Here is a 21,601-nt window from a genome sequence, read left to right as displayed (position 1 = left end):
GTAAGGAGGTCATGAGCAAGGTCACCAGCAAGCTCCAGGTCACGATCCCCAAACGGCTCGCGGACGAGTACGGGATCGCCGCCGGCGACGAGATCGATTTCGTCGCGGCCGGCGATGTCATCCAGCTCGTGCCCGCGGGCAAGCGGCGACAATCGCGGCTGAGTGCCGAGGAACGGCTGCGCCGCTTCGACGCGGCCACGGCGCGTCAACGGGATCGCGAGAAGGTCTTGCGGCGGTCCCCGGACGCGGCGCCCGCGACACGGGATTGGCGGCGGGAAGATTTGTACACCCGTGGCAAGACTGGTTGATACCAATATCCTCGTGTATCGCTTCGATCCCCGCGATCCGGTCAAACAGCGGATCGCGAGCGATCTGCTGCGCCATGCGGTGATCGACGGCGATCTGGTGTTGCCGCACCAGGCGATCCTGGAGTTCGTGGCGGCGGTCAAGCGGCCGCGCCCCGACCTGGACGGCGCCCCGCTCCTGTCGGCCGCGCAAGCCGTCGTGGAGGCGGAGGAACTCATGTTTCAGTTCCCCGTGGTCTATCCCGGCGCGGAGGTCCTGCTGACCGCGCTCAGGGGCATGGCGACGTATCAGTTGTCCTGGTTCGACGCCCACTTGTGGGCCTACGCCGAGGTTCACGGCCTGCCCGAGATTCTCTCGGAAGATTTCGAGCATGGCCGTCACTATGGTCGTGTCCGTACCGTCGACCCCTTTCTCGCGGCCGCCGACAGCATGCACGAACTGCCGCCGCTGTACGCGGATCCCGAATCAATCGGCAAGTGACGCCAGCCGCCGCGACAGGAAGCGCCGCTCGGGTTCCTGGCCGGTGAGCGCCAGGGCGCGCTCGTAGGCGGCGCGGGCCTCGTCGCGGCGGTCGAGGCGGCGCAGCAGGTCGGCGCGCGCGGCATGGGCCGGCTGATAGTCGCCCAGCTCGCCGTCCGCCAGCAGCGCGTCGATCAGGGCCAGGCCGGCCGCCGGGCCGTCGCGCATGGCCACCGCGGCCGCGCGATTGAGCGCGACCACCGGCGAGCGGGTCGCGCGCAGCAGGATGTCGTAGAGGCCCACGATCTGGGGCCAGTCGGTGTCCGCGGCGCTCGGCGCCTCGGCGTGGACGGCCGCGATCGCCGCCTGCAGTGAGTACGGCCCGAACCGGCGCGAGGACAGGGCGCCCTCCACCAGGGTCGTACCCTCGGCGATCAGGTCGGCGTTCCAGCGCGAGCGGTCCTGATCCTCCAGGGGTACCAAGTCGCCGTTCGCCGTGCTGCGCGCGGCCCGGCGCGACTCGTGCAGCAGCATCAGCGCCAGCAATCCCGCGACCTCCGGCTCGGGCAGCAGGTCGCCGAGGGCGCGCGCCAGCCGGATCGCCTCGCCCGACAGGTCCGGGCGGGTGAGCGTCTCGCCCGAGGAGGCCGAATAGCCCTCGTTGAACACCAGGTAGATCACGCGCAGCACCGCGTCTAGCCGTTCCGGCAGATCGCGGCGCTCCGGCACCTCGTAGGGGATGCGGGCGGCGCGGATCTTGGCCTTGGCGCGCACGATGCGCTGCGCGATCGCGGACGGCGCGGCGAGATAGGCCCGCGCCACCTCTTCCGTGGTCAGGCCGCAGACCTCGCGCAGGGTCAGGGCCACGCGCGCGTCGGGGGGCAGGGCGGGATGGCAGCAGGTGAAGATCAGGCGCAGGTAATCGTCGCCCACATCGGCCTCGTCGCCGGGATCGGTCGCCGGGTCCGCGCGCCCGGCCAGCTCGGCCGCCACGCCGTCGAAACGCGCGCGCCGGCGCAGGCCGTCGATGGCCTTGAAGCGCCCGGCCGAGACCAGCCAGGCGCGGGGGTTGTCGGGCAGGCCGTCTTTCGGCCATTGCACCATCGCCGCGGCGAAGGCGTCGTGCAGGGCCTCCTCCGCCAACTCGAAGTCGCCGAGCAACCGGATCAGGGTCGCGAGAACCCGCCGGGACTCGGCGCGGTAGATCGCCGCGATGCGTTCCTGCGTCGTCCCCGTCATGCGTGTCCGGTCATGTCCGTGGTGATGTGCGCCTGCACGGGCCGGTGTGGCCGGCGCCGCATGGGGCAGTATCCTCCGGCTCCGTGCCGGCCGCCTACAACTCGTATCGGTCGTGATGGCGCCACCAGGAATAGCGCGGCCCCTTCGGCCAGCCTGCCGGGGCGTCCTCCCAATCCTCCCGGCGGCCGTAGGGCGTGATGTCGAACAGGCTGAAACTGCTGCCCAGGTATTCCACGCCCCGGTGCTGGGTGAAGTAGGTCTGGTAGACGCGGTTCGCGTCGTCGCGCAGGAACACGCTCATGCCGAACATCTCGCCGTCCTGGTGCTCGCCGGCCCGCGGAGCCGCGGGCCCGACGCCGAGATCGAAGTTGAAGTCGCTGCCGTGCGAGGAATACCAGGGTAGGTTCCAGCGCATGCGTTGCCGGAAGGGCTCGATCCGGTCCAGCGGCGCGCGTGAGACCAGGATCAGATTGATGTCGCGCGCGTGCAGGTGCGCGGGGTGGCACAGGTTGTCGACCACCATCGAGCAGCCGTTGCAGCCCTGGTCGGCGTTGGGGCCGAACATGAAGTGGTAGAGGATGAGTTGCCGGTGGCCGTCGAACAGCGCCGGCATGCGCAGCTTGCCGGCGGGGCCGTCGAAGACGTAGTCCTTCTCGAGCCGCCACATCGGCTGCCGCCGGCGCTCGGCGTTGAGGGCGTCGCGCGCCCGCGTGTGCGCCTTTTCCTTTTCCAGGAGCCTTTCGTGCGCGGCGAGCCATTCCTCGCGCGACACGATCCCGGGCATTGCAGTGCCGGTTGTTTCGCTCATCGCGGTTACCTCACGGTTGCAGTTCGGTCATGACCTTCATGGTCTCCGGATCGAAGGGCACGGAGTAATGCTCGTGGTCGATCAGCCAGCGGCCGTCGATCCGGCGCAGACAGACGGTGCCCCGCATCCAGCCGGTCCGCTCGTTGCCGGCCGTGTCGGTGCAGCCGCAGTTGGCGAGGTAGTGGCAGAAGGCGATATCGCCGCCGACCGTGATGTCCATGTCGGGGATACGCATGATCATCTCGCCCTCGGCGAAGCCCATGCAGTATTCCCAGTGCTTGCGGTAGGCTTCGGTGCCCTCGAACCGCAGCGCCGCGATGGCGTCGAATGCCACCACCTCCGGCGCGTAGCAGGCCATGACGCCGTCCAGGTCCTTGGCGCAGGCCGCCTCGACCCAGCGGCCGACAAGCGCGCGTATCGCGCTGTCCTCGGTTTGTACGTCAACACCCATTCGCGTTCTCCTCGGGTCCGCGCCGGGACCGCCGTGGGGTTCAGCCGTCATGATCGGGCGCCATGCCCGCCATCGCCTGCGTCATCTCGTCGGGATCGACCTCGCGGACGTGCGTGGCCAGCGACCAGCTATGCCCGAAAGGATCGACGACCTGCGCGTAGCGGTCGCCCCAGAACATGTCCTCGGGCGGCATCTGCACGGTGGCGCCGGCCTGCCGCGCCCGCTCCACGGCGGCGTCGCAGTCGCGGACGTAGCGGTGGACGGTTACCGGCGAGCCGCCCAGCGCTCGCGGCGATCGCGCCTTGCCTTCCGCGCAGAATTCCGGGAAGTCGTCGCAGAGGTAGAGCGCCCGGCCGTCGATGGTCAGCGCGGCGTGCATGATCTTGCCGCTGCCCGGCTGCGTGACGCGGCCGACTTCCTCGGCGTCGAACGCGCGCCGGTAGAATTCGATGGCCTCGCCGCAGGGGTCGCAGACCAAGTGGGGTATGAGGCCTTCCTGGCCCTCGGGGATGGGATCGGTCATGGCGTTGTCTCCTGACGGGGGGTGTCCACCCCTAGTCGAACGCCGGCCCGCTCGATCGACAGGCCGTGACCGAACCGGCGCATGCCGATGCAAACTTTATCGGTGTCTGGCCCCGTTTCGGCCGGGCCTACACGTCGAGCGTCCGCACCGGGCGCACCTCGACGCAGCCGACCCGGGCCGGCGGGATGCCGGCGGCCAGCCGCGCGGCCTCGTCCAGGTCGGCGGCCTCGATCAGGTAGAAGCCGGCGAGCTGTTCCTTGGTCTCCGCGAAGGGGCCGTCCGTGGTCGTGGTCCGGCCGTCGCGCACGCGCACGGTGACCGCGGTGGACACCGGCGCCAGCGCCTCGGCGGCGAGCATGCGGCCGTCGCGGGCGAGGGCGTCGACATAGCCCTGGCATTCGGTGTCGTCGGGACTGTCCGGCAGGGCGTGGAGCTTGTCTTCCTCGCCGTAAACCAGGCACAGATACTTCATGGTGTCCTCCTGACTAGTAACGTCCGTCCTCGGGCAGGGTCTCCTCGACCGGCCGCACCTCGATGCCGCCGATGCGCGCCGAGGGCCAGCGCGAGGCGATGCGCACGGCCTCCTCGAAGTCCGCGGCCTCGATCAGGAAGTAGCCGCCGAGCTGTTCCTTGGTCTCGGCGAAGGGGCCGTCGGTGGCCGAGAGCTCGCCGCCGCGCACCCGCAGGGTCGTCGCGGTGGTCGCGCTCTTCAGGGCATGGGTGTCGACCAGATGGCCGCTCGCGCGCAGGGCCTCGACGTAATCCAGGGTCTCCCGGCGCAGGGCGTCCCATTCATTGTGCGACAGTCCAGCGAGATCGCTCTCGCGTTCGTAGGCCAGGCAAAGGTATTTCACGTTCCCTCGCGATCGTCCCGCCGGGACCGCAGCATAGCCGGTTCCGGCGGTACGTGTCCGCCCAGCTCGGCGTCGAAGACATCCAGGGCCGCGTGCAGGCTCTCGACGGCCGCCGGCAGGCCGGCATGGAGACCGACGCGCCAGATCGCCCCGGCGATCGCCTCGCGGCTGGCCCCGTCCCGGCGGGCCGCCGCGACGTACCGCCGCAGTCGCGGCGCGGCCTGTTCGCCCAGGGCGGCGAGGACAGCCACGTCGATCAGCCGGCGCTCCGCGGTGGCGAGGTCGCCCGGGCGGTCGGATGTCGTTCCGCGCTCGGGCGGGGCGCGGCGACCGGCCGGCCGGGTTTCACGGAGGTGGATGCGGGGCGGACTATTCCGGTCCATGGCGGGTCTCCTGGTCGCGGTCGGTGATGGCCGGGGCGCCGGCGCGCGGTCGGCGCAGCACGAGCCAGCCCAGGCCGCCGGCGGAGCCGGCGCCGGCCGCCCAGAGGACCACCGTGGTCAGGCAGGCGGGGCACATGGCTCAGCCCGCCATGGGCCGGGACGCCGTATCGAGACGCCGCACCGGCCGGATCTCGACGCCGCCGACGCGGGCCGCCGGGATGCGGGCGGCCACGCGTATCGCCTCGTTGAGGTCGCGGGCGTCGATCAGCAGGAAACCGGCGAGCTGTTCCTTGGTCTCGGCGAACGGACCGTCGGTGACCGAGGCATCGCCACGGCGCACGCGCACGGTCGTGGCCGTGTGCACGGGGGCAAGCGCCTCGCTGGCGATCAGGTGCCCGCTGTCGCGGAGCGCCTCGTCACAGGCCAGGCACTCGCCGTCCCGTGGGCTGTCCGCGGCCTCGCGCAGTGCCGTCTCGTCGCCGTAGACCAGACACAGGTATTTCATGGCGCCTCCCCGGCGTGGATGGGGTGTCACGCCATAGTCGTCCGGGCGGCGGGCGGATCGACATCCGCCGGCCGGCTAGGCGTCGACGCGAGCGGGAGCCGCCGTTGCTTCCGGCCGGTCCAGCAGGCTCGCCGCGATCAGGTCGCCGGTGACGTTGACGGTGGTCCGGCACATGTCGAGGATGCGATCCACGCCGACCACCAGCGCCAGGCCGGCGGCGGGGATGCCGACGCTGCCCAGCAGCATCGACAGGATCACGATGCCCACGCCGGGCGTGCCCGGCGAGCCGATCGAGGCGCCGACGGCCAGCGATACCAGCAGCGCCAGGCCGGCCAGGCCGATTTCGACCCCGAAGACCTGGGCCAGGAACAGGGTCGCCACCGTCTGGTAGAGGGCGGTGCCGGCCATGTTGATGGTCGTGCCCAGGGGGATGACGAAGCGCGCGGTCGCCTGGCTCACGCCCAGCCGGGCCTCGGCGGTCTGCATGGTCAGGGGCATCACCGCCGCCGAGCTGGAGGTGGAGAAGGCCAGGAGCTGCACGTCCCGGACCGCCCGCAGGAAGTGGCGCACGCCCCTGCCGGAGAACAGCCGGTAGACCGCCAGATACATCGCCAGGGCCAACAGCAGGCCCAGGACCACCGTGAACACGTACAGGCCCATGCCGAACAGGGCATTCAGGCCCAGCCGCGTGGTGATCTGGGTGAGTAGGCCGAATACCGCGAATGGCACCAGCAGCATCGCCCAGCGGACCACCACCATGGTGATCTCCTGGATCGCGGCCAGCAGGTCGAGCAGGGGCTTGCGGTGCTGGGCGGGCAGGTTCACCAGGGCGATGCCGATCAGGACCGCGAACACCACGACCTGCATCATGTTCTGTTCCAGTCCGGCCTTGAGCGGGTTGGTGGGGATCAGCGCCGAGATGTGGCCGGGCAGGTCGGAGAACGCGATACCGGCGGGTACAGCGACCGGTGTCACGGCATCGGCCGCCGGCCGCAAGTCCGCCTGCAAGCTGGCGGCATCGACGTGCAGGCCGGGTTGGATGGTAAGCGCCACGGCCATGCCGATCAGTACCGCCGCCAGGGTGGTCGCCAGGAAGAACAGGCCCGCCCGCAGGCCCGTGCTGCGCAGGGAGGCCATGTCCTCGCTGGAGGCCATGCCCAGCATGATCGACGTGACCACCAGGGGGATCACGATCATCTGCACCAGGGCCAGGAACACGTAGCCGGGCAGGGCCAGCCAACTCGTGATCAGGGCCGCCGTGCCGGGCGCCACCAGCGCCGCTTCCGGGCCCAGGGCCAGACCCGCCGCGATGCCCAGCGCCATGGCCGTCAGCACCTGCGCCCAGAGGCGTTCGCGCAGCAGGTGCTTGAGACGCCCGGCGAGGCGATGGACGGGCCAGGTCGGTGCCGGGACGGTGGTGTTGTCGGTCATAGCGGGGGTCATGTCGCGCACTCCGGAGACTATCGGCTATTTTGAGGTCGCCGCGCCACGATTTCTTGACCTGGCGCAATGACGGGGCCGGTCGTCGTCCGGGACGATGACGATTCCGGCAGGATCATGGCATCGACGGAGCGCCGACATGCATCGAGGAAGCTGCCTGTGCGGGCGCGTGCGCTACGAGTACGACGGCACGCTGGACGAGATATCCCTGTGCCACTGCGGCCAGTGCCGCAAGGCCCAGGGCACGGCCTTCGCCGCGGTCACACCGATCCGCGCCGCCGACTTCCGGATTGTCGCGGGCGGTGAATCGCTCAAGAGCTACCGGGCCACGCCCGGCAAGGCACGGGTGTTCTGCGGCGAGTGCGGCAGCCCGATCTACAGTGCCCGCGACGACATGCCCGAGGTCAAACGCCTGCGCATCGGCACCCTGGATACGCCCCTGGCGGACGTGCGCGAGCGCTACCACATCTACGTGGCCTACAAGGCGCCGTGGTACGACATCGAGGACGACTGGACGCGTTATCGCGGACCAGCCGACTGACCCAATGCAAATGCGACAACTTCTCATTCATATTCAAATCATATAAGCTTCCCCCCGATTCGGGCCGGCGACCGCGGCGGCGTCACGACGGGAGCGTGGGGGAAGCATGAGTCGAATGGGAACGGGGCCGACGGCGGCTCCAGTCGTTTGGGGTTTGGTCGTTGCCGTGGGTCTTATCCTGCCGAACGCGGCGTGGGCGCGGGACGACGACGGGGTCCAGCGCCTGGACCCGATCACGGTCTCCGGCGACAAGCTGGGACGCACGGTCTCCGAGTCCGCCGCCAGCGTGGCGGTGGCCACCGAGGAGGACCTGGCGTCGTCCTCGGATCGCACCATGCACGAGATCGTGTCCCGCTACGCCAATGTGGTGCGCTTGGGCAGCGATCACGAGATCGCCATCCGCGGCATCCCACAGAGCGGCATCGCCGGCGAGGGCGAAACCATAAGCGTCTACCTGGACGGGGTGGCGCTGACGTCGCGCGCCGCGCAGTTCGCCGGACCGATGGGCACCTTCGACCTGCAGCGCGTCGAGGTGGTGCGCGGGCCACAGTCCACCTCGCAGGGCCGCAACAGCCTGGCCGGCGCGGTGTTCATGGAGAGCGAGGACCCGGCGTCCTACTGGGATGCCCATGCCAAGGTCGCCGATATCTCGCACGACAGTCACCAGTACGCCTTCGCCGGCGGCGGACCGCTGGTCGGCGACCAGCTCATGTTCCGGGTCGCGTTCAACGATTACTACGACCGCGGTGATATCCGTAACGTCACCCTCGATCGTGGCGACGCCGGCCGCAAGGATCTGCGCACCGAGCGCCTCAAGCTGATCCTGGCGCCGGACGCCTGGCCCGGCTACCGTGCCGAGCTGTCGGTGACGCACGGCGACAACGAGTTCGGCGACACGCTGTTCGACGTCACCTACGGCGAGCGCACCGCCAGCGCCAATGTCCGCTACAACGAGACCTATGAGGCCGACATCTACAGCCTCAAGCAGACCCTGCTGCTCGGCCGGCACTACGACCTGACCGCGATCACCGGCTGGATCGACGGCGACGGTTTCCGCACCGCGGATTTCGATCGTACCGAGGCGGACGGCGGCTTCTCCGTGTTCGATCAGTTGGAGGAACGCTTCTCGCAGGAGTTGCGGCTGAACTTCGACTACGACCGCCTGCGCGGCGTGTTCGGGCTGTACTACGAGGATACGGACGATGGTCTGGTAAACGACGGCCAGGGCGTGCCGGCCGCGGGCGGCCTTGCCGTGCTGTCGGGCGTGGTGGACGCCGGGGACAACATCGAGACCATCGCCCCGTTCACCGAGATGGACTGGGACTTCGCCGAAAATTGGCGCCTGACCCTGGGTCTGCGCTGGAACCACGAGCGGACCCGCAACCGGGCGCGCGCGGATTTCGATGTGGCCCTGCAGGTACCGACCGATTCCCCGCGGTTGCCCGCCGATCTTCGCGCGTTACTGCCGCCCGGCATCCTGCCGCCGTACACGCTGCCGGACGGCATCGCCGACATCCTCGCCGACCAGGGCTTCGTGCCCTCCGACTACGATGTCCGCGAGAAGGAGGATTTCTCGGTGCTGCTGCCCAAGATCGGCCTGACCTGGTCGTTCCTGGACCCGCATAGCATCTCCCTGACCTACCAGGAGGGTTACCGCTCCGGCGGCACCAGCGTCAGCTTCTTCGGCGGCGACGTCAGCATCTTCGACCCCGAGGAGACCCGGACCGTGGAGTTGGCCCTGCGCACCCGCTGGCTGCGCGACTCGCTGCGGGCGAACGTCAACGTCTTCTATACCGACTGGGAGGATCAGCAGGTCCAGATCGGGGACAGCACCAGCTTCTACACCATCACGACCAACGCCGGCAGCTCGCATTTCCTTGGTGCCGAGACCGAGCTGGTCTGGCGTTTCGCGCCGAGCCTGGAAACCTTCGCATCGCTGGGCGTTCTCGACACCGAGTTCGACGAATTCGTGAACCAGGGCGAGGACTACGCCGGCAACGAGTTCCCCTACGCGCCGGACTACACGGCCACCGTCGGTATCGCCCTGCTGCCGTGGCACGGCTGGGAGGGGCAGGTCGCCGTGCAGCGCGTGGAGGAGTTCTACAGCGACCCTTCCAACACCGACGACCGGCTGGTCCCCGCCCGCACCCTGGTCAATGCCCGCGTCGCATACGAATGCCTGCCGAATCTCAAGCTGTTCGCCTTCGGGCGGAACCTGACCGACGACGACAACATCCAGGGGCAGCTCACCAGCGATGGCCGCACCGCGCGGCGCTACGGCGAGCCGCGCACCATCGGTGTAGGATTGGAGTGGCAGCCCGGCGCCGGATAGGCGCCCGATCCGAACGAGGCATGATGAAAATCTGGGTCGATGCCGACGCCTGCCCGGTGGCGATCCGGGAAATCCTGTTCCGCGCCGCCACCCGCACCGGCGTGCCCATGACCCTGGTGGCCAACCAGCCCATCCGGGTGCCGCGTGGCGGCCGTATCGACGCCCTCCAGGTGGCCGCCGGCTTCGACGTGGCCGACAACGAGATCGTGCGCCGGCTGACCGCCGGCGATCTGGTGATCACGGCGGACATCCCGCTGGCCGCCGAGGCCATCGAGAAGGGCGCCCACGCCCTCAGCCCGCGCGGCGAGCTGTACTCGCCGGACACCATCCGCGCGCGCCTGAACATGCGCGACTTCATGGACACCCTGCGCGGCAGCGGCATCCACACCGGCGGCCCGCCGGCGTTGGGCCAGCGCGAGCGCCAGGACTTCGCCAACAACCTCGATCGCCTGCTGACACGGCACGCCTGATACATGAATGGATAGGCGAGACGTCTTGACGTTTTGACGTCCGAGTGCTTAGCTCATGTTCGACCAATCCGGGATCGCGTCATTGCCATGAGTGAACCTTCGAAGCGCGCCACCGTCTATTTCGAGCCCGAATTGCACGCGGCGCTGCGTCTGAAGGCGGCGCATGCCCACCGGTCGATCTCGGATATCGTCAACGAGGCGGTCCGGGCGGCTCTCGCCGAGGATCAGGAAGACCTGGCGGCCTTCGAGGACCGCGTTGCCGAGCCCGCCATGACCTACGAGGCCCTGCTCAAGGACCTCAAGGCTCATGGCAAGCTATAGACTGGTCTTCAGGAAATCCGTCGCCAAGGATCTGCGCCCGATCCCCAACGAGGATGTCGCCCGCATCCTGCGACGTATCGAAGCCCTGCGCGACGAGCCCCGCCCGTCGGGCTGCGAAAAGCTCTCGGGCCTGGAACGCTATCGCGTCCGGCAGGAGGTCTATCGCATCGTCTACGAGATCGTGGACGAGACCCTGGTGGTGACCGTGGTCAAGGTCGGTCACCGCAGGCATGTCTATCGGCGACGCTGAGCGGCGTCAGGCAGGGTGATCATGGCAACCAGTCTCCAACCCGGCAATGTCGCCGCACTGTTCGCCGCCATGGCGGTGCTGGCGGCCGTGCCCAGCGTCAGCGTGCTGGCGGTCACCGCGCGGGCGGCGAGTGCCGGCTTCGTGCACGGTGCCGCGACCGCGCTGGGGATCGTGGCGGCGGACATCCTGTTCATCCTGCTGGCGGTGTTCGGGTTGGTGCTGCTGGTGGCGGCGCTGGGCGACGCCTTCGTTCTGGTCGAGTATGCCGCCGGCGGCTACCTGGTCTGGCTCGGCGTGCGTCAGTGGCGGGCCCGATCGCGGGGTCCCGGCCGGGGCGAAAGCGACGGCACCTCGCTCGCCGGCAGCTTTTTGACCGGCCTGTTGCTGACCCTGGGCGACCAGAAGGCGGTGCTGTTCTACCTCGGCTTCCTGCCGGCCTTCCTCGACCTGGATGCGCTCACGGCCCTGGATGTCGGCGCGGTGGCCGTCATCACCCTGTGCGCGGTCGGGGGCGTGAAGCTCGGTTACGCCTATGCGGCGGACCGGGCCGGCGCGCGTCTGGGCGGCGAGGCGGGGCGTGCCATGGCCGGGTTGGCGGCCGCGGTCATGGTCGGCGCCGGGTGCTGGCTCGTCATCGCGGCCGCGATCGGCGATCCCGCCGGTGGCTGATCCGGTCGTGCCGGATCAGAAGTCGATCGGCAACGCCAGATAGCGCTCGTAGATGCGGTCCCGGTGTTCCAGCAGGGTGGGGTCGGCCGCGGCCTCGATGACCGGGTCGGTGTTGGTGTACACCTCGCGGATCAAGTCGGGCATCGGGCAGTCCGCGTGCGGCAACGGCCGGAGTAGGGTCGCGGCGCAGGCCCAGTAGAGGTCGACGGCCGTGAGGTCGTCGCCGACCAGGTAGTCGCTGCCGCGTGCCTTCTGGCGTTCGAGTCGCGCCGCGAGGTGCCGCAGGATCTCCGCGCAGCGATGCGGCGCGGCCGCGGCGGCTTCGGGGCCGTAGCAGTATTTCTCGCCCAGGGCCGTGAACATGGCGCGGGTCTCGGGGTCGCGGTCCGGCGTGGTGAAGTCCCGCACCATGATGTGCCGGCGGTGCCAGATGAAGCCGTCGCCGCCGAGTATCTCGTTGGCGAGCCCGACCACCGTCAGCCGCTCGTCGAAGTCCGCGGGCAGCAGCCGCGGCTCCGGCGCCAGCCGTTCCAGCAGATGCAATTGCTCCAGCCAGTGGGTCAGCGGCGGCTCGTCGTTCCAGGCGATGACCGGGGCGCTGGTCTGGCCGGTCCAGCGGCGCAGGGCCGGGTTGTCGCCGAGGATATCCTGGCGCGCCCGGACGTAATCCAGCCCCTTGACGTGCAGGACGGCCTTGGCCGATTCGCTCCACGGGGCCGGGATGCCGGGCGTCAGCACAACCCGGAGGCCGGCCATGGGGATGGCGTCTTCGATCTCGATGTAGTCGCTCATAGGGTGCTCACGCTGGGGCCCGGGGGAATGGTGGCGCCGAGCGAGGCCCGCGCCGACAGCTCGATCCAGTTGCCGTCGGGGTCCCGGGCGAAACCGATGCGGGCGACGTCGCGGATGGTCACGGGCTCGCGGGCGACGCGGCCGCCGCGCGCCGCGACCGCCTCGCAGGCCGCGTCGGCGTCGAATATCTGCATGGTCAGGTAGCGGAAGCCGGGGCCGATGAAATCGTCCGTGTCGGCGCCGCCGGGACCGCGCTCCAGGAACAGTAGGGTATCGCCGCAACGCGCGGTGCCGGCGGCGACACGCTCGAAACCGAGCGCCTCCTCGTAGAACGCCATCAGGCGCGCGGGATCGGGCGTGCGCACGGTGACGCCGATGCCGGCGACGCCGTCGGTGCCGGACGCCACCAGCCGCACCGGGTTGCCGTCCGGATCGCGGCCCGCCCAGGCGGGGCCGTCGCGGGCGACGGTCAGGCAGGCGTAACCGGATGGCGGCAGGTCCGGCAGCTCGCCGTCCCAGTGGTTCACCTTGACCACGGCATCGTGCGCGTCGAAGCGGTGCTGCACCCAGCCCGGCCGCAGCTCGACCTGGTGGTCGAAGCGCAGGCCCACCTCGTCGCCCCAGAACGCGCGCTGCGATTCGATCCGGTTGGTGAACAGGCCGATGTCGAGATGGGGCTTGGCCAGGCGCATGCCGTCTCCTCGTGCGCGGTCAGTGGTCCGTGCCCTCCATGGCCTCGTCGTCCAGTTGCTTGGCGCGCCGGCAGGCCGGGCGCTCGGCGAGCCGTTGCCAGTAATCGGTGAAGACCCGCCGCTGGTCGATGGTACCCCATTGCATCCCCCAGCCGATGTGGGAGCCCAGGTACACATCCGCGGCCGAGAATCGTTCGCCGGCGATGTATTCGCGATCCGACAGCGCGTCCTCCAGTACATCCAGCACGGTCGCCAGGCTTCCGTAGCCCACCATCCGGCGTTGATCCTCGCCGGGTTCCGCGCCGATGGCCTTGTTCGTGACCGCCGCCTCCAGCGGTCCGGCCGCGAAGAACAGCCAGCGGTAATAGGCGGCGCGATCGGCGGTGGACGGCGCCAGGCCGGCGCCGGGGAAGGCATCCGCCAGATAGGCACAGATCGCCGGGCACTCGGTGACTACCCGGGCGCCGTGGGTGACGGCCGGGACCTTGCCCATGGGGTTGATCGCCAGATATCCGGGCGATTTCATCGCGTCGCCATAGGCCAGGATCTCGGTGCGATAAGGCGCGCCGGTCTCCTCCAGCATCCAGCGCGCGATGCGTCCGCGGGACATGGGGTTGGTGTAGAGAACGAGGTCGTGGGTCATCCCAGGCGTGCCTGTCGGTCGTTATGGTCGTTCTAGCGGAGTGGATACCCTGCGTTTTCTATTTCCCTGACTCGGGCGGCGGTTTCCGGGTCGTTCCGAATCCGCTCATTGAGGACATCAGGCTGCGGAGGTATTCCCATCGCTAATAGTTTGGGCACGAGTTCGTAAGAGCTGTCGCTGGAGAGGGCGATCTCTATGAGCCCGGAGCCGTCTGCAACGACGGCATGAGGATCCGCGCCTAACTGAAGCAGGAGATCGACAGTTTCCCAATTGCCGGAATTGACGGCGCCCGGCAGCAGCATGTCGATGTCACTTTGCGTGAAGTTGCCATCGCTTCTTTGAAGTATGTGACGCAGTATCTCCGTTCTACCATTTGCTGCCGCCGTCGCCGAGTACACGAATGAACTTTCGTGACTGGCAACCGCGTTCAGATCCTCCTTGACCTGATCAAGCGCCACCCCGTCGCGAATCTTCTTGGCCAGCGGAATATTCACCTGCGGCTTGGTGGACAGAGGATCCCGTATCTCGCTCTGGTGCGGCGGAATCGTATGGGCTGTCCCGCTTTCGGCCGAATGAGTCTCTCGCCCGGTCGGCTCATGTTTCGATGATATGGGCGTATTGGCCTGGCTCGTTGTCGCCATGACCTGATCGATAGCGGACGCTTTATCCTCCCGGCTCGGCGTCACGACATAGAGCACAAGCGCCATCCCGATTGCGCCGCCAAGGAGCATCAAGGTAACTATCTTTCCGCGTCGGCTCACGTCGGCTCGCTTGGTGTACAGGTCTCGCATTTGCCCGAAACATGGGGTCTCCGCTGACTCTGATTATGCCGCCTTTCTGGCGGCGCTTTCCTCCTCCTTCGGTGTGATCGATGGTGGCTTCTTGTGGCTCAGTGCCCGCCACAGCGACTGGGACGGTGTTCGGTCCCTCAAGCGATAGCCCTGGCGGCTGCGCTTGAGGTCGTAGAACGCCAGGAAAACACCCTAATCCCGCTGGAGTCGCTCGACCGTGCCGCCCATTTCCCGGCGGGCGGCCTCGCCAGTGGTTAGGGACTCCCGCAGGGCGAGCAGCCGTTCCCGGATGGTCTGTGTGTCGTTCGGCTTGGTGGGCATGGTGCTGGATCTCCGCATCCCGGCCGCGCCGGAGGCGCGTGCTGCGCGGTCGTATCCAGTCTGGCGCGGTTGCCGCGGGAAACAGGTCCAAACCAACCGAAAGATAGGTTCATTGCGCTGTTCAGGCGGTTAAGCTGATGTCTCCACGATCGAGGCGACGGAGACAAGGCATGGATCCACGACAACGACGCATGGTGGGGCACGGGGCGATCGTCACCCTGATCGCCCTGTTGGCGGGTTTCGGTCTGCTGATCCGCCTGGTCGGCGGGTTCGAGTTGTTCCCCGGCTACATCCTCGAGTTCCGGATTCCGGGCGACAGTGAGGCCTGGGCGCGTGCGCACGCAGGTGGTCTTCTGAACGGCCTCCTGGTCTTCGCGGGTGCGCTCCTGATCCACGCTCTGAGGCTCCCGGAGCGAACCGCGTTCCATCTCGCCTGGATGTTCGTGGGCACGGGCTACGCCAATACCGTCTTCTATTGGGGCGGATTGCTGGCGCCGACCCGCGCGCTCACCTTCGGCGACAACCGCTTCGGCGAGACCGGCATCGCGGGCGTCATCGGTCTGGTGCCGGCCTTCGTGTTCGCCTTCGTGGCGATGGCGGCCATGTTGATCCTGATACGGCATGCCTTCCGCGGCGACGGCGGCGACGCCTGAGTCCGCCGGCCGGGGATCGGAGGAGAGTAACGCATGCAGAAACGCACGACCGATTACCTCGTCGTGGGCGCGGGCGCCATGGGCATGGCCTTCGCCGACGTGGTGTTCTCGGAGCGGCCCGACGCCCGCATCACGATCGTGGACAAGCGGGCGAAGCCCGGCGGGCATTGGAACGATGCCTATCCTTTCGTCGCGTTGCATCAGCCGGCGGCGTTCTATGGGGTGAATTCCGCGAAGCTGGGTGCCGGCGGTGCCGATCTGGCCTCGCACGCCCAGATCCTGGCCTATTACGAGCGGGTCATGAACCGGTTTCTCGCCAGCGGCCGGGTCGAGTTCCTGCCGCTGTCCGAATACCTCGGCGAGGGCCGTGTCCGCTCCGCCGCGGACGATGATTCGGGCATGACATTCGATGTGCGCGAACGTGTCGTGGACGCCAGCTACATGAACGTGGAGGTGCCGGCCACCCACGGTCCGCGCTACGAGGCCGATGCCGGCGTCGCGCTGGTGCCGCCCAACGGGCTGGCACACATCCGGCGGGCCTGGGAGCGCTACGTGGTGATCGGCGGCGGCAAGACCGGGATGGATGCGGTGCTGTTCCTCCTCGATCACGGCGTGGCGCCCGGTCGTATCCGGTGGATCGTGCCGCATGCGGCCTGGCTCTGGAATCGCGCCGTGGTGCAGCCCGGTATCGCCGCCGGCGAACTGCTGAGGCAATTGCATGCCATCATCGAGGCCGACAGCGTCGACGATGTGTTCCTGCGCCTGGAGCGCCAGGGCAGCGTTTTTCGGCTCGATCGGGCCGGCCTGCCCGAGAAGTGGCGCTGCGCGACCGTGAATGCCCGCGAACTCGAGAAGTTGCGGACGGTCGAGCAGGTGTCGGACCTAGGCCGGGTGCAGCGCATCACGGCGAGCGGCATCGAGCTGGAACAGGGCCGTCTGGCCAGCGATGAGCGAACCCTGCATATCGATTGCACCGCCGACGGCCTGGCGCGTCTTCAGCCCAAGCCCCTGTTCTCGCCGGGCGGGATCACGCTGCAGTCGGTGTTCATGTGTCAGCAGGTGTTCAGCGCCGCGCTCATCGCGCGGCTCGAACTGCTGAAGTTGGACGACGAACAGCGCAACGCCGTCTGCGAGCCGGTACCGCATCCCGAACACAAGGCGGATCTCCCGTCCTGCGTGACGACGAGCCTGGGCAACATCCTCGATGCGCACCGGTACATGCCGCTATGGCTGCGGCGTTGCCGGCTCAATCTCATGAGCCACGAATCGCTGCTCAACTATTGCCTGGCCGCCTACCGGGCGCGGAACGCGGTGTCGCGGGCCCGGATGTCGGTTCAGAGACTGCAATCGCCCGCGTAAGGCACAAGGCATATCCGGGTCGCGCCGGGATCGCCGCGTTCAGTCCAGCGCCGTCGCGGCCGTGGCGGCGGCCTCGACGAGGGGCGCCGGGTAGACGCCGAGGTAGAGCACGATCGCGACGATGACGGCCACGGCCAGCAGGCCGGCGCGGGCGGGTCGGCCCGCCGATGGCGCGCCGGTTTCGCCGCGGGTCATGACGATGACCACGCGCAGGTAGTAGTACAGGCCGATGGCGCTGCCGGCGACCAGCACCAGGACGGGCAGCCAGAGCCGCTCGCCGACGCCGGCGGCGACGGCGTAGAACTTGGCGATGAAGCCGGCGGTGAGCGGAATCCCGGCCAGGGCCAGGAGCATGACCGTGAGGGCGCCGGCCAGGGCGGGACGGCGCCAGAACAGGCCGGCGTATTCGTCGACCGCACTCGGCTCGCGGGCGCCGGGAGCGGCCGCGAGCACGGTGATCACCGCGAAGGCGCCCAGGGTCATGGCGGCGTAGGCGGCCAGATAGGCCATGGCGGCCTCGGCGCCGAAGGCGGGGCCGGCCAGCAGCGGCACCAGCACGTAGCCCAGGTGGGCGATGGAGGAATAGGCGAGCAGTCGCTTGAGGTCGTCCTGGAGCAGCGCGAGCCAGTTGCCGACGAGCATCGATGCCACCGCGATCCAGAGCAGGATCTGCATGGCGGCGGCCTGCTGGTAGGCGCCGGCGCCGGCCAGGTAGCGCAGCAGCACCGCGAGGGCGGCGGCCTTGGAGACGGTGGCCAGAAAGCCCGTGACCGGTGCCGGGGCGCCCTGGTAGACGTCCGGCGTCCACAGGTGGAAAGGCACCAGCGACAGCTTGAAGGCCAGGCCTGCGACGATCAGCAGGATGGCCGCGGATAGCGTGGCGTCGCCCAGGTTGATATCGGCGGCCGTCAGGACGCCCAGGCGGTCGAAGGCGAGCTCGCCGGTGGCGGCATAGAGCAGGGCGATGCCGAAGGCCAGCAGGCCGGTCGCCACGCCCACCAGCACCAGGTACTTGAGGCCGGCCTCGATGGCCGTGCGGCCGTCGCGCCGGTAGGCGATCAGGCCGTACAGAGCGATGCTGGTGGTCTCCAAAGCCAGGAACAGGCTGGCCAGGTGGTCGGCGGCGGTGAGCGCGGCGGCGCCTAGGGCGGCGATCGGCAGCAGCAGGTAGAACTCTTCCCGGCGCACCGACAGCCGCGCCAGGTAACCGTGCGCCAGGATCGCGGTGAGCAGGGTGGCGGCCAGGATCACGCCGGTAAAGAACAGGGCGTAGGCATCGATCCGGAACAGCGGCCCCGCGTCCACCGGCGCCGCGCCGGCGGCCGGCCACAGCGAGACCAGGGCCGCGCCCAGGAAGGCGACGCACACGACACAGGCAGCGCCGTGGTGACGGCGGATCGCGATCGCCCCCATCACCGCGACCGCCCCGGCCGCGGTCAGGAGCCAGGGCAGCAGGGCGGTAAGTTGCTGCACCAGGGTCTCGGTCATGGCCGGGTCTCCGTCAGCAGCGTGGCGAACACCGGCTCGGCCAGGTCGAAGACTGGCTGCGGGTACAGGCCGAGCCACAGCAGGGCGACGGCCAGCGCGCCCATCATCGCGATCTCGCGCGTATCGAAGTCGGCGGGCCGCAGGTCGGCCGGGGGCTCGCCGTGGAAGCTGCGCTGCACCAGGATCAGGGCATAGATGGCGGCGCCGACCAGGCCGGCGGCGGATATGGCAGTCCAGAGCGGGCTCGCCTGCCAGGCGCCGAGCAGGGCCAGGAATTCGCCCAGGAAGTTGCCGGTGCCGGGCATGCCCAGGGAGGCCACGGCGAAGAACAGGCCGAAGCCCGCCAGCACGGGGGCGCGTGCCGCGAGGCCGCCCATCGCGGCCATGTCGCGGGTGTGCAGGCGTTCCTGCAATGCGCCCGCGAGCAGGAACAGGGCGCCGGTGGATACGCCGTGGGCGATCATTTGCATCAGGGCGCCCTGCAGCGCCCAGGGGTTCCACGCGAACACGCCCAGCAGCACGAAGCCCAGGTGGCTGATGCTGGTGCAGGCGATCAGGCGCTTGAGGTCGTCCTGGACGAAGGCGAGCAGGGCACCGTAGACGATGCTGGCGGCGCCCAGGGCCATCGCCACCGGGGCGAAGGCCAGGGCGGCTTCCGGGAACAGCGGCACGGTGAACCGGATCAGGCCGTAGGCGCCGGTCTTGAGCAGGATCGCGGCCAGGATGATGGAACCGGCGGTGGGCGCGGCGGTGTGCGCGTCCGGTAGCCAGGAGTGCAGCGGCACCGCCGGCAGCTTGACCATGAAGGCCACGAAAAAGCCCAGCATCAGCCAGGTCGCCAGCGGCGCGCCGATATCCAGATCAAGCAGGTCGAAGTAATCGAAGCTGAACCCGCCGGCGGCGTCCGCGTGCAGGAAGGCCAGGGCCAGGATCGAGACCAGCATCAGCAGGCCGCTGGCCTGGGTGAAGATGAAGAACTTGATCGCGGCGTAGGTCCGACCCTCGTGGCCCCAGATGCCGATCAGGAAGTACATCGGCACCAGCATGACCTCCCAGAACACGAAGAACAGGAACAGGTCGGTTGCCAGGAACACGCCCACCGTGCCGGCCAGCGCGAACAGCAGGTTGGCGTGGAAGAAGGCGACCCGCTCGCGGATCTCGGTCCAGGAGGCGCCGACCCCGACCAGGCCCAGGGCCGCGGTCAGGGTAAGCAGCGGCAGGGACAGCCCGTCCAGGGCGAGCTGGTAGTCGATGCCGAAGCGCGGGATCCAGGCCGCGCTCTCGTAAGCCAGCCAGGCGCCGTGGCCGCCGATGCGGAACAGCGGGCCGGCCTCCAGCCACAGGGCCAGACAGAGGCCGAGCTCGACGGCCATCGCCAGCGCCGCGATCACGCGCGGACCGCGTCCCTCGCCGGCGAAGCCGGCCAGCAGGGCGCCGATGACGGGGACGGCGACTAGCGCGGTTAGCATCAGCTACCTCCTCCCGCCGCCAGCAGAAGCAGCGCCGCACCTCCCGCGACCCCGGCCGCGTACCAGCGCAGGCGGCCGGTCTGGGTGGCGGCCAGGCCCGCGTGGAACTCGCGGTTGAGCCAGGCGATCCCGTCGAAGACGCGGTCCAGGATGTCGTTGCGGTTGGCGTGGGCGAGGCCGGTCAGCGGTCGCACCAGCAGGCGGTCGTAGAGCCAGTCGAAGCCGAGGCCGCCCCGGGCGAAACGGACGGCGGCGCTATTCGAGGCGCGCCCGGCCGCGCCCCGGCCGTAAAGCAGCCAGGCCAGCGCGATGCCGGCGACGCCGGCCAGGGACGCGACCCAGAGGGTCCAGGCGGGGTGTGTGCCGTGGTGCCCTTCGGGCAGCACGGCGGCCAGAGGCTGCGGGATCAGGGCGCCGATCAGGGACAGGGCCATCAGGATCGACAACGGTAGTAGCACCCGGAGACTGTGCTCGGTGCCGGCTTCCGCGTGGCGCCGGCCGGGCCCGAAGAACGCCACGAACACCAGCCGGAAGGTGTAGAGCCCGGTCAGGGCCGCGCCGGCCACGCCGGCCGCGTACAGCCAGGCGCCGTCGATGCCCGGCGCGCCGTTCTCCCACGCGGCCAGGATGATGGCCTCCTTGCTCCAGTAACCGGCGGTGATCCAGGGCACGCCGGCCAGGGCGGCGCCGCCGATCAACATGCTCCAGAACGCCGCCGGTAGCTCGCGGCGCAGCCCGCCCATGCGGAAGATGTCGGTCTCGTGATGCAAGCGCAGCATGACCGCGCCCGCGGCCAGGAACAGCAGGGCCTTGAAGAAGGCGTGGGTCATCAGGTGCAGCAGGCCGGCCGACCAGGCGCCCACGCCCAGCGCCAGGAACATGTACCCGATCTGGCTGACGGTGGAATAGGCCAGGATACGTTTCATGTCGGTCTGGCCGAGCGCGGCCACGCCCGCGATCAGCAGGGTGGCGGCGCCGACGACGGCCACTGCCGCCTGCGCCGGCGGCGCCAGCTCGTAGAGGGGGTGCAGGCGCGCGATCAGATAGACGCCGGCGGTGACCATGGTGGCGGCGTGGATCAGGGCCGAGACCGGCGTGGGACCGGCCATGGCGTCCGGCAGCCAGGTCTGCAGCGGGAGCTGGGCGGACTTGCCCACCGCGCCGCCCAGCAGCAGGAAGGCGGCGATCACGGCCGCGGGGTGGCCGGGCTGCCAGAGGGTGTCGGCGCGCGCCAGCAGTTCCGGGATATGCAGCGTGCCGAGATGGGCGAAGAGCAGGAGCAGCCCCAGGGCCATGGCGGCGTCGCCGATCCGGGTCACGATGAAGGCCTTGCGTGCCGCCGCGCCGTTGGCGGGGTCCCGGTACCAGAATCCGATCAGCAGGTAGCTGCACAACCCCACGCCTTCCCAGCCGAGATAGAGCAGCAGGAGGTTGTCGGCCAGCACCAGCACCAGCATCGCCGCCACGAACAGGTTCATGATCGCGAAGAAGCGCCGGGCGTCGGTGTCCTCGGCCATGTACTCGCTGGCGTACAGGTGGATCAGGAAGCCCACCCCCGTGATCACCCCGAGCATGACCACCGCGAGGCCGTCCAGATGGAAGGCGATGCCCGGCGTGAACCCGGCGATATCCAGCCAGGTCCAGAGCCGCTGCGAGAACACCGTCTCGCCGCCGCCCAGGAAATCGGCGCCCACGACCAGGCTCATGACCGCCGCCACGCCCACGGACGCCACGCCCAGCCCCATCGCCGCAGCGCGCGGCAGGCGCAGCAGGAACAGCGCGACGGCGCCGGCCAGCGGCAGGGCGGGGATGGTCCAGAGCCAGACCGTCATGCCTCGCCTC

At 69.3% G+C, this 21,601-nt stretch carries 28 protein-coding genes; 10 read left to right on the top strand and 18 right to left on the bottom strand.

Annotated features, from left to right (window positions below):
* The first annotated feature begins 11 nt into the window (after nucleotides 1-11).
* Both PC39_RS05470 and PC39_RS05465 read left to right on the top strand, forming a co-directional pair.
* Nucleotides 12-308 carry an AbrB/MazE/SpoVT family DNA-binding domain-containing protein gene (locus tag PC39_RS05470; protein ID WP_353252355.1) on the top strand — a complete coding sequence of 99 codons (297 nt, stop codon included), beginning with the start codon at nucleotides 12-14 and terminating at the stop codon, nucleotides 306-308.
* The gene (locus tag PC39_RS05465; protein ID WP_353252354.1) at nucleotides 292-786 is read left to right on the top strand and encodes a PIN domain-containing protein; all 495 of its coding nucleotides are present in this window, start codon (nucleotides 292-294) and stop codon (nucleotides 784-786) included. Before PC39_RS05470 ends, PC39_RS05465 begins: the two co-directional genes overlap by 17 nt.
* Here the strand turns inward: PC39_RS05465 and PC39_RS05460 are convergent.
* The 10 genes from PC39_RS05460 to PC39_RS05415 form a co-directional block, all read right to left on the bottom strand.
* Nucleotides 772-2,004: an RNA polymerase sigma factor gene (locus PC39_RS05460; protein WP_353252353.1), complete on the bottom strand. Its 1,233-nt coding sequence runs from the start codon at nucleotides 2,002-2,004 to the stop codon at nucleotides 772-774. The two genes, PC39_RS05465 and PC39_RS05460, sit on opposite strands and share 15 nt — an antisense overlap.
* A 94-nt stretch (nucleotides 2,005-2,098) precedes the next feature.
* Entirely contained in the window at nucleotides 2,099-2,812 is a 714-nt protein-coding gene (locus PC39_RS05455) for a DUF899 domain-containing protein (protein ID WP_353252352.1), read from the bottom strand.
* Nucleotides 2,813-2,822: 10 nt separating this feature from the next.
* The gene (locus tag PC39_RS05450) at nucleotides 2,823-3,263 is read right to left on the bottom strand and encodes a YybH family protein (RefSeq protein ID WP_353252351.1); all 441 of its coding nucleotides are present in this window, start codon (nucleotides 3,261-3,263) and stop codon (nucleotides 2,823-2,825) included.
* A gap of 40 nt (nucleotides 3,264-3,303) precedes the next feature.
* The gene (locus PC39_RS05445; protein WP_353252350.1) at nucleotides 3,304-3,786 is read right to left on the bottom strand and encodes a VOC family protein; all 483 of its coding nucleotides are present in this window, start codon (nucleotides 3,784-3,786) and stop codon (nucleotides 3,304-3,306) included.
* A 127-nt stretch (nucleotides 3,787-3,913) separates the two neighbouring features.
* Complete coding sequence (locus tag PC39_RS05440) at nucleotides 3,914-4,258, bottom strand: YciI family protein (protein WP_353252349.1); 345 nt, start codon at nucleotides 4,256-4,258, stop codon at nucleotides 3,914-3,916.
* 13 nt (nucleotides 4,259-4,271) lie between these two features.
* On the bottom strand, nucleotides 4,272-4,640 hold the full coding sequence (locus PC39_RS05435) for a YciI family protein (protein ID WP_353252348.1): 369 nt from the start codon (nucleotides 4,638-4,640) through the stop codon (nucleotides 4,272-4,274).
* Nucleotides 4,637-5,023, bottom strand: coding sequence for a carboxymuconolactone decarboxylase family protein (locus PC39_RS05430; protein WP_353252347.1), 387 nt, complete (start codon nucleotides 5,021-5,023; stop codon nucleotides 4,637-4,639). Before PC39_RS05430 ends, PC39_RS05435 begins: the two co-directional genes overlap by 4 nt.
* Nucleotides 5,010-5,159 carry a hypothetical protein gene (locus PC39_RS05425; RefSeq protein WP_353252346.1) on the bottom strand — a complete coding sequence of 50 codons (150 nt, stop codon included), beginning with the start codon at nucleotides 5,157-5,159 and terminating at the stop codon, nucleotides 5,010-5,012. The genes PC39_RS05430 and PC39_RS05425 overlap by 14 nt, the downstream gene beginning before the upstream one ends.
* Before the next feature lie 3 nt (nucleotides 5,160-5,162).
* Nucleotides 5,163-5,528 (bottom strand): YciI family protein, encoded by a 366-nt coding sequence (locus PC39_RS05420; RefSeq protein ID WP_353252345.1) that lies wholly within the window; start codon nucleotides 5,526-5,528, stop codon nucleotides 5,163-5,165.
* 75 nt (nucleotides 5,529-5,603) lie between these two features.
* Complete coding sequence (locus tag PC39_RS05415) at nucleotides 5,604-6,971, bottom strand: dicarboxylate/amino acid:cation symporter (RefSeq protein ID WP_353252344.1); 1,368 nt, start codon at nucleotides 6,969-6,971, stop codon at nucleotides 5,604-5,606.
* Between the two features lie 136 nt (nucleotides 6,972-7,107).
* Between PC39_RS05415 and PC39_RS05410 the strand changes: the two genes are divergently transcribed.
* From PC39_RS05410 to PC39_RS05385, 6 genes are all read left to right on the top strand, one after another.
* Nucleotides 7,108-7,509 carry a GFA family protein gene (locus PC39_RS05410; RefSeq protein WP_353252343.1) on the top strand — a complete coding sequence of 134 codons (402 nt, stop codon included), beginning with the start codon at nucleotides 7,108-7,110 and terminating at the stop codon, nucleotides 7,507-7,509.
* 166 nt (nucleotides 7,510-7,675) lie between these two features.
* Entirely contained in the window at nucleotides 7,676-9,841 is a 2,166-nt protein-coding gene (locus PC39_RS05405) for a TonB-dependent receptor (protein ID WP_353252342.1), read from the top strand.
* Between the two features lie 23 nt (nucleotides 9,842-9,864).
* Nucleotides 9,865-10,311, top strand: coding sequence for a YaiI/YqxD family protein (locus PC39_RS05400; protein ID WP_353252486.1), 447 nt, complete (start codon nucleotides 9,865-9,867; stop codon nucleotides 10,309-10,311).
* An 87-nt stretch (nucleotides 10,312-10,398) separates the two neighbouring features.
* Complete coding sequence (locus tag PC39_RS05395) at nucleotides 10,399-10,632, top strand: RH3 domain-containing protein (protein WP_353252341.1); 234 nt, start codon at nucleotides 10,399-10,401, stop codon at nucleotides 10,630-10,632.
* Nucleotides 10,619-10,882 (top strand): type II toxin-antitoxin system RelE family toxin, encoded by a 264-nt coding sequence (locus PC39_RS05390; protein WP_353252340.1) that lies wholly within the window; start codon nucleotides 10,619-10,621, stop codon nucleotides 10,880-10,882. The genes PC39_RS05395 and PC39_RS05390 overlap by 14 nt, the downstream gene beginning before the upstream one ends.
* A gap of 21 nt (nucleotides 10,883-10,903) precedes the next feature.
* On the top strand, nucleotides 10,904-11,551 hold the full coding sequence (locus tag PC39_RS05385) for a LysE family translocator (RefSeq protein WP_353252339.1): 648 nt from the start codon (nucleotides 10,904-10,906) through the stop codon (nucleotides 11,549-11,551).
* Nucleotides 11,552-11,566: 15 nt separating this feature from the next.
* Here the strand turns inward: PC39_RS05385 and PC39_RS05380 are convergent, their stop codons facing one another.
* The 5 genes from PC39_RS05380 to PC39_RS05360 all read right to left on the bottom strand — a co-directional run bounded on the left by PC39_RS05380 (nucleotide 11,567) and on the right by PC39_RS05360 (nucleotide 14,790).
* The gene (locus PC39_RS05380; protein ID WP_353252338.1) at nucleotides 11,567-12,343 is read right to left on the bottom strand and encodes a glutathione binding-like protein; all 777 of its coding nucleotides are present in this window, start codon (nucleotides 12,341-12,343) and stop codon (nucleotides 11,567-11,569) included.
* The gene (locus PC39_RS05375) at nucleotides 12,340-13,035 is read right to left on the bottom strand and encodes a VOC family protein (protein ID WP_353252337.1); all 696 of its coding nucleotides are present in this window, start codon (nucleotides 13,033-13,035) and stop codon (nucleotides 12,340-12,342) included. The genes PC39_RS05380 and PC39_RS05375 overlap by 4 nt, the downstream gene beginning before the upstream one ends.
* Nucleotides 13,036-13,054: 19 nt before the next feature.
* Nucleotides 13,055-13,678, bottom strand: a complete 624-nt coding sequence (locus tag PC39_RS05370) for a glutathione S-transferase family protein (RefSeq protein ID WP_353252336.1) — start codon at nucleotides 13,676-13,678, stop codon at nucleotides 13,055-13,057.
* Nucleotides 13,679-13,710: 32 nt separating this feature from the next.
* The gene (locus PC39_RS05365) at nucleotides 13,711-14,439 is read right to left on the bottom strand and encodes an ankyrin repeat domain-containing protein (protein ID WP_353252335.1); all 729 of its coding nucleotides are present in this window, start codon (nucleotides 14,437-14,439) and stop codon (nucleotides 13,711-13,713) included.
* A 222-nt stretch (nucleotides 14,440-14,661) separates the two neighbouring features.
* Nucleotides 14,662-14,790, bottom strand: coding sequence for a hypothetical protein (locus PC39_RS05360; RefSeq protein ID WP_353252334.1), 129 nt, complete (start codon nucleotides 14,788-14,790; stop codon nucleotides 14,662-14,664).
* A 170-nt stretch (nucleotides 14,791-14,960) separates the two neighbouring features.
* Here PC39_RS05360 and styC point away from each other — a divergent pair, with 170 nt between their 5' ends.
* Together styC and PC39_RS05350 are read left to right on the top strand one after the other, a co-directional pair.
* Nucleotides 14,961-15,443, top strand: a complete 483-nt coding sequence (gene styC / locus PC39_RS05355) for a styrene-oxide isomerase StyC (protein WP_353252333.1) — start codon at nucleotides 14,961-14,963, stop codon at nucleotides 15,441-15,443.
* Between the two features lie 33 nt (nucleotides 15,444-15,476).
* Complete coding sequence (locus tag PC39_RS05350) at nucleotides 15,477-16,802, top strand: NAD(P)-binding protein (protein WP_353252332.1); 1,326 nt, start codon at nucleotides 15,477-15,479, stop codon at nucleotides 16,800-16,802.
* A 39-nt stretch (nucleotides 16,803-16,841) separates the two neighbouring features.
* Here the strand turns inward: PC39_RS05350 and PC39_RS05345 are convergent, their stop codons facing one another.
* Genes PC39_RS05345 through nuoL form a run of 3 tightly spaced genes read right to left on the bottom strand, consistent with a single transcriptional unit; the run spans nucleotide 16,842 to nucleotide 21,591 of the window.
* The gene (locus PC39_RS05345) at nucleotides 16,842-18,290 is read right to left on the bottom strand and encodes an NADH-quinone oxidoreductase subunit N (RefSeq protein WP_353252331.1); all 1,449 of its coding nucleotides are present in this window, start codon (nucleotides 18,288-18,290) and stop codon (nucleotides 16,842-16,844) included.
* Entirely contained in the window at nucleotides 18,287-19,762 is a 1,476-nt protein-coding gene (locus PC39_RS05340; protein WP_502950852.1) for a complex I subunit 4 family protein, read from the bottom strand. The genes PC39_RS05345 and PC39_RS05340 overlap by 4 nt, the downstream gene beginning before the upstream one ends.
* Nucleotides 19,759-21,591, bottom strand: a complete 1,833-nt coding sequence (nuoL, locus tag PC39_RS05335; protein WP_353252329.1) for an NADH-quinone oxidoreductase subunit L — start codon at nucleotides 21,589-21,591, stop codon at nucleotides 19,759-19,761. The genes PC39_RS05340 and nuoL overlap by 4 nt, the downstream gene beginning before the upstream one ends.
* Nucleotides 21,592-21,601 lie beyond the last annotated feature (10 nt).

Origin of the sequence: Salinisphaera sp. PC39 (assembly GCF_040361335.1) — a bacterium.
In the GTDB taxonomy this organism is placed as follows: domain Bacteria; phylum Pseudomonadota; class Gammaproteobacteria; order Nevskiales; family Salinisphaeraceae; genus APNM01.
The sequence above is the reverse complement of the archived record's forward strand: the minus strand, read 5'-3'. Positions and strand labels throughout refer to the sequence as shown.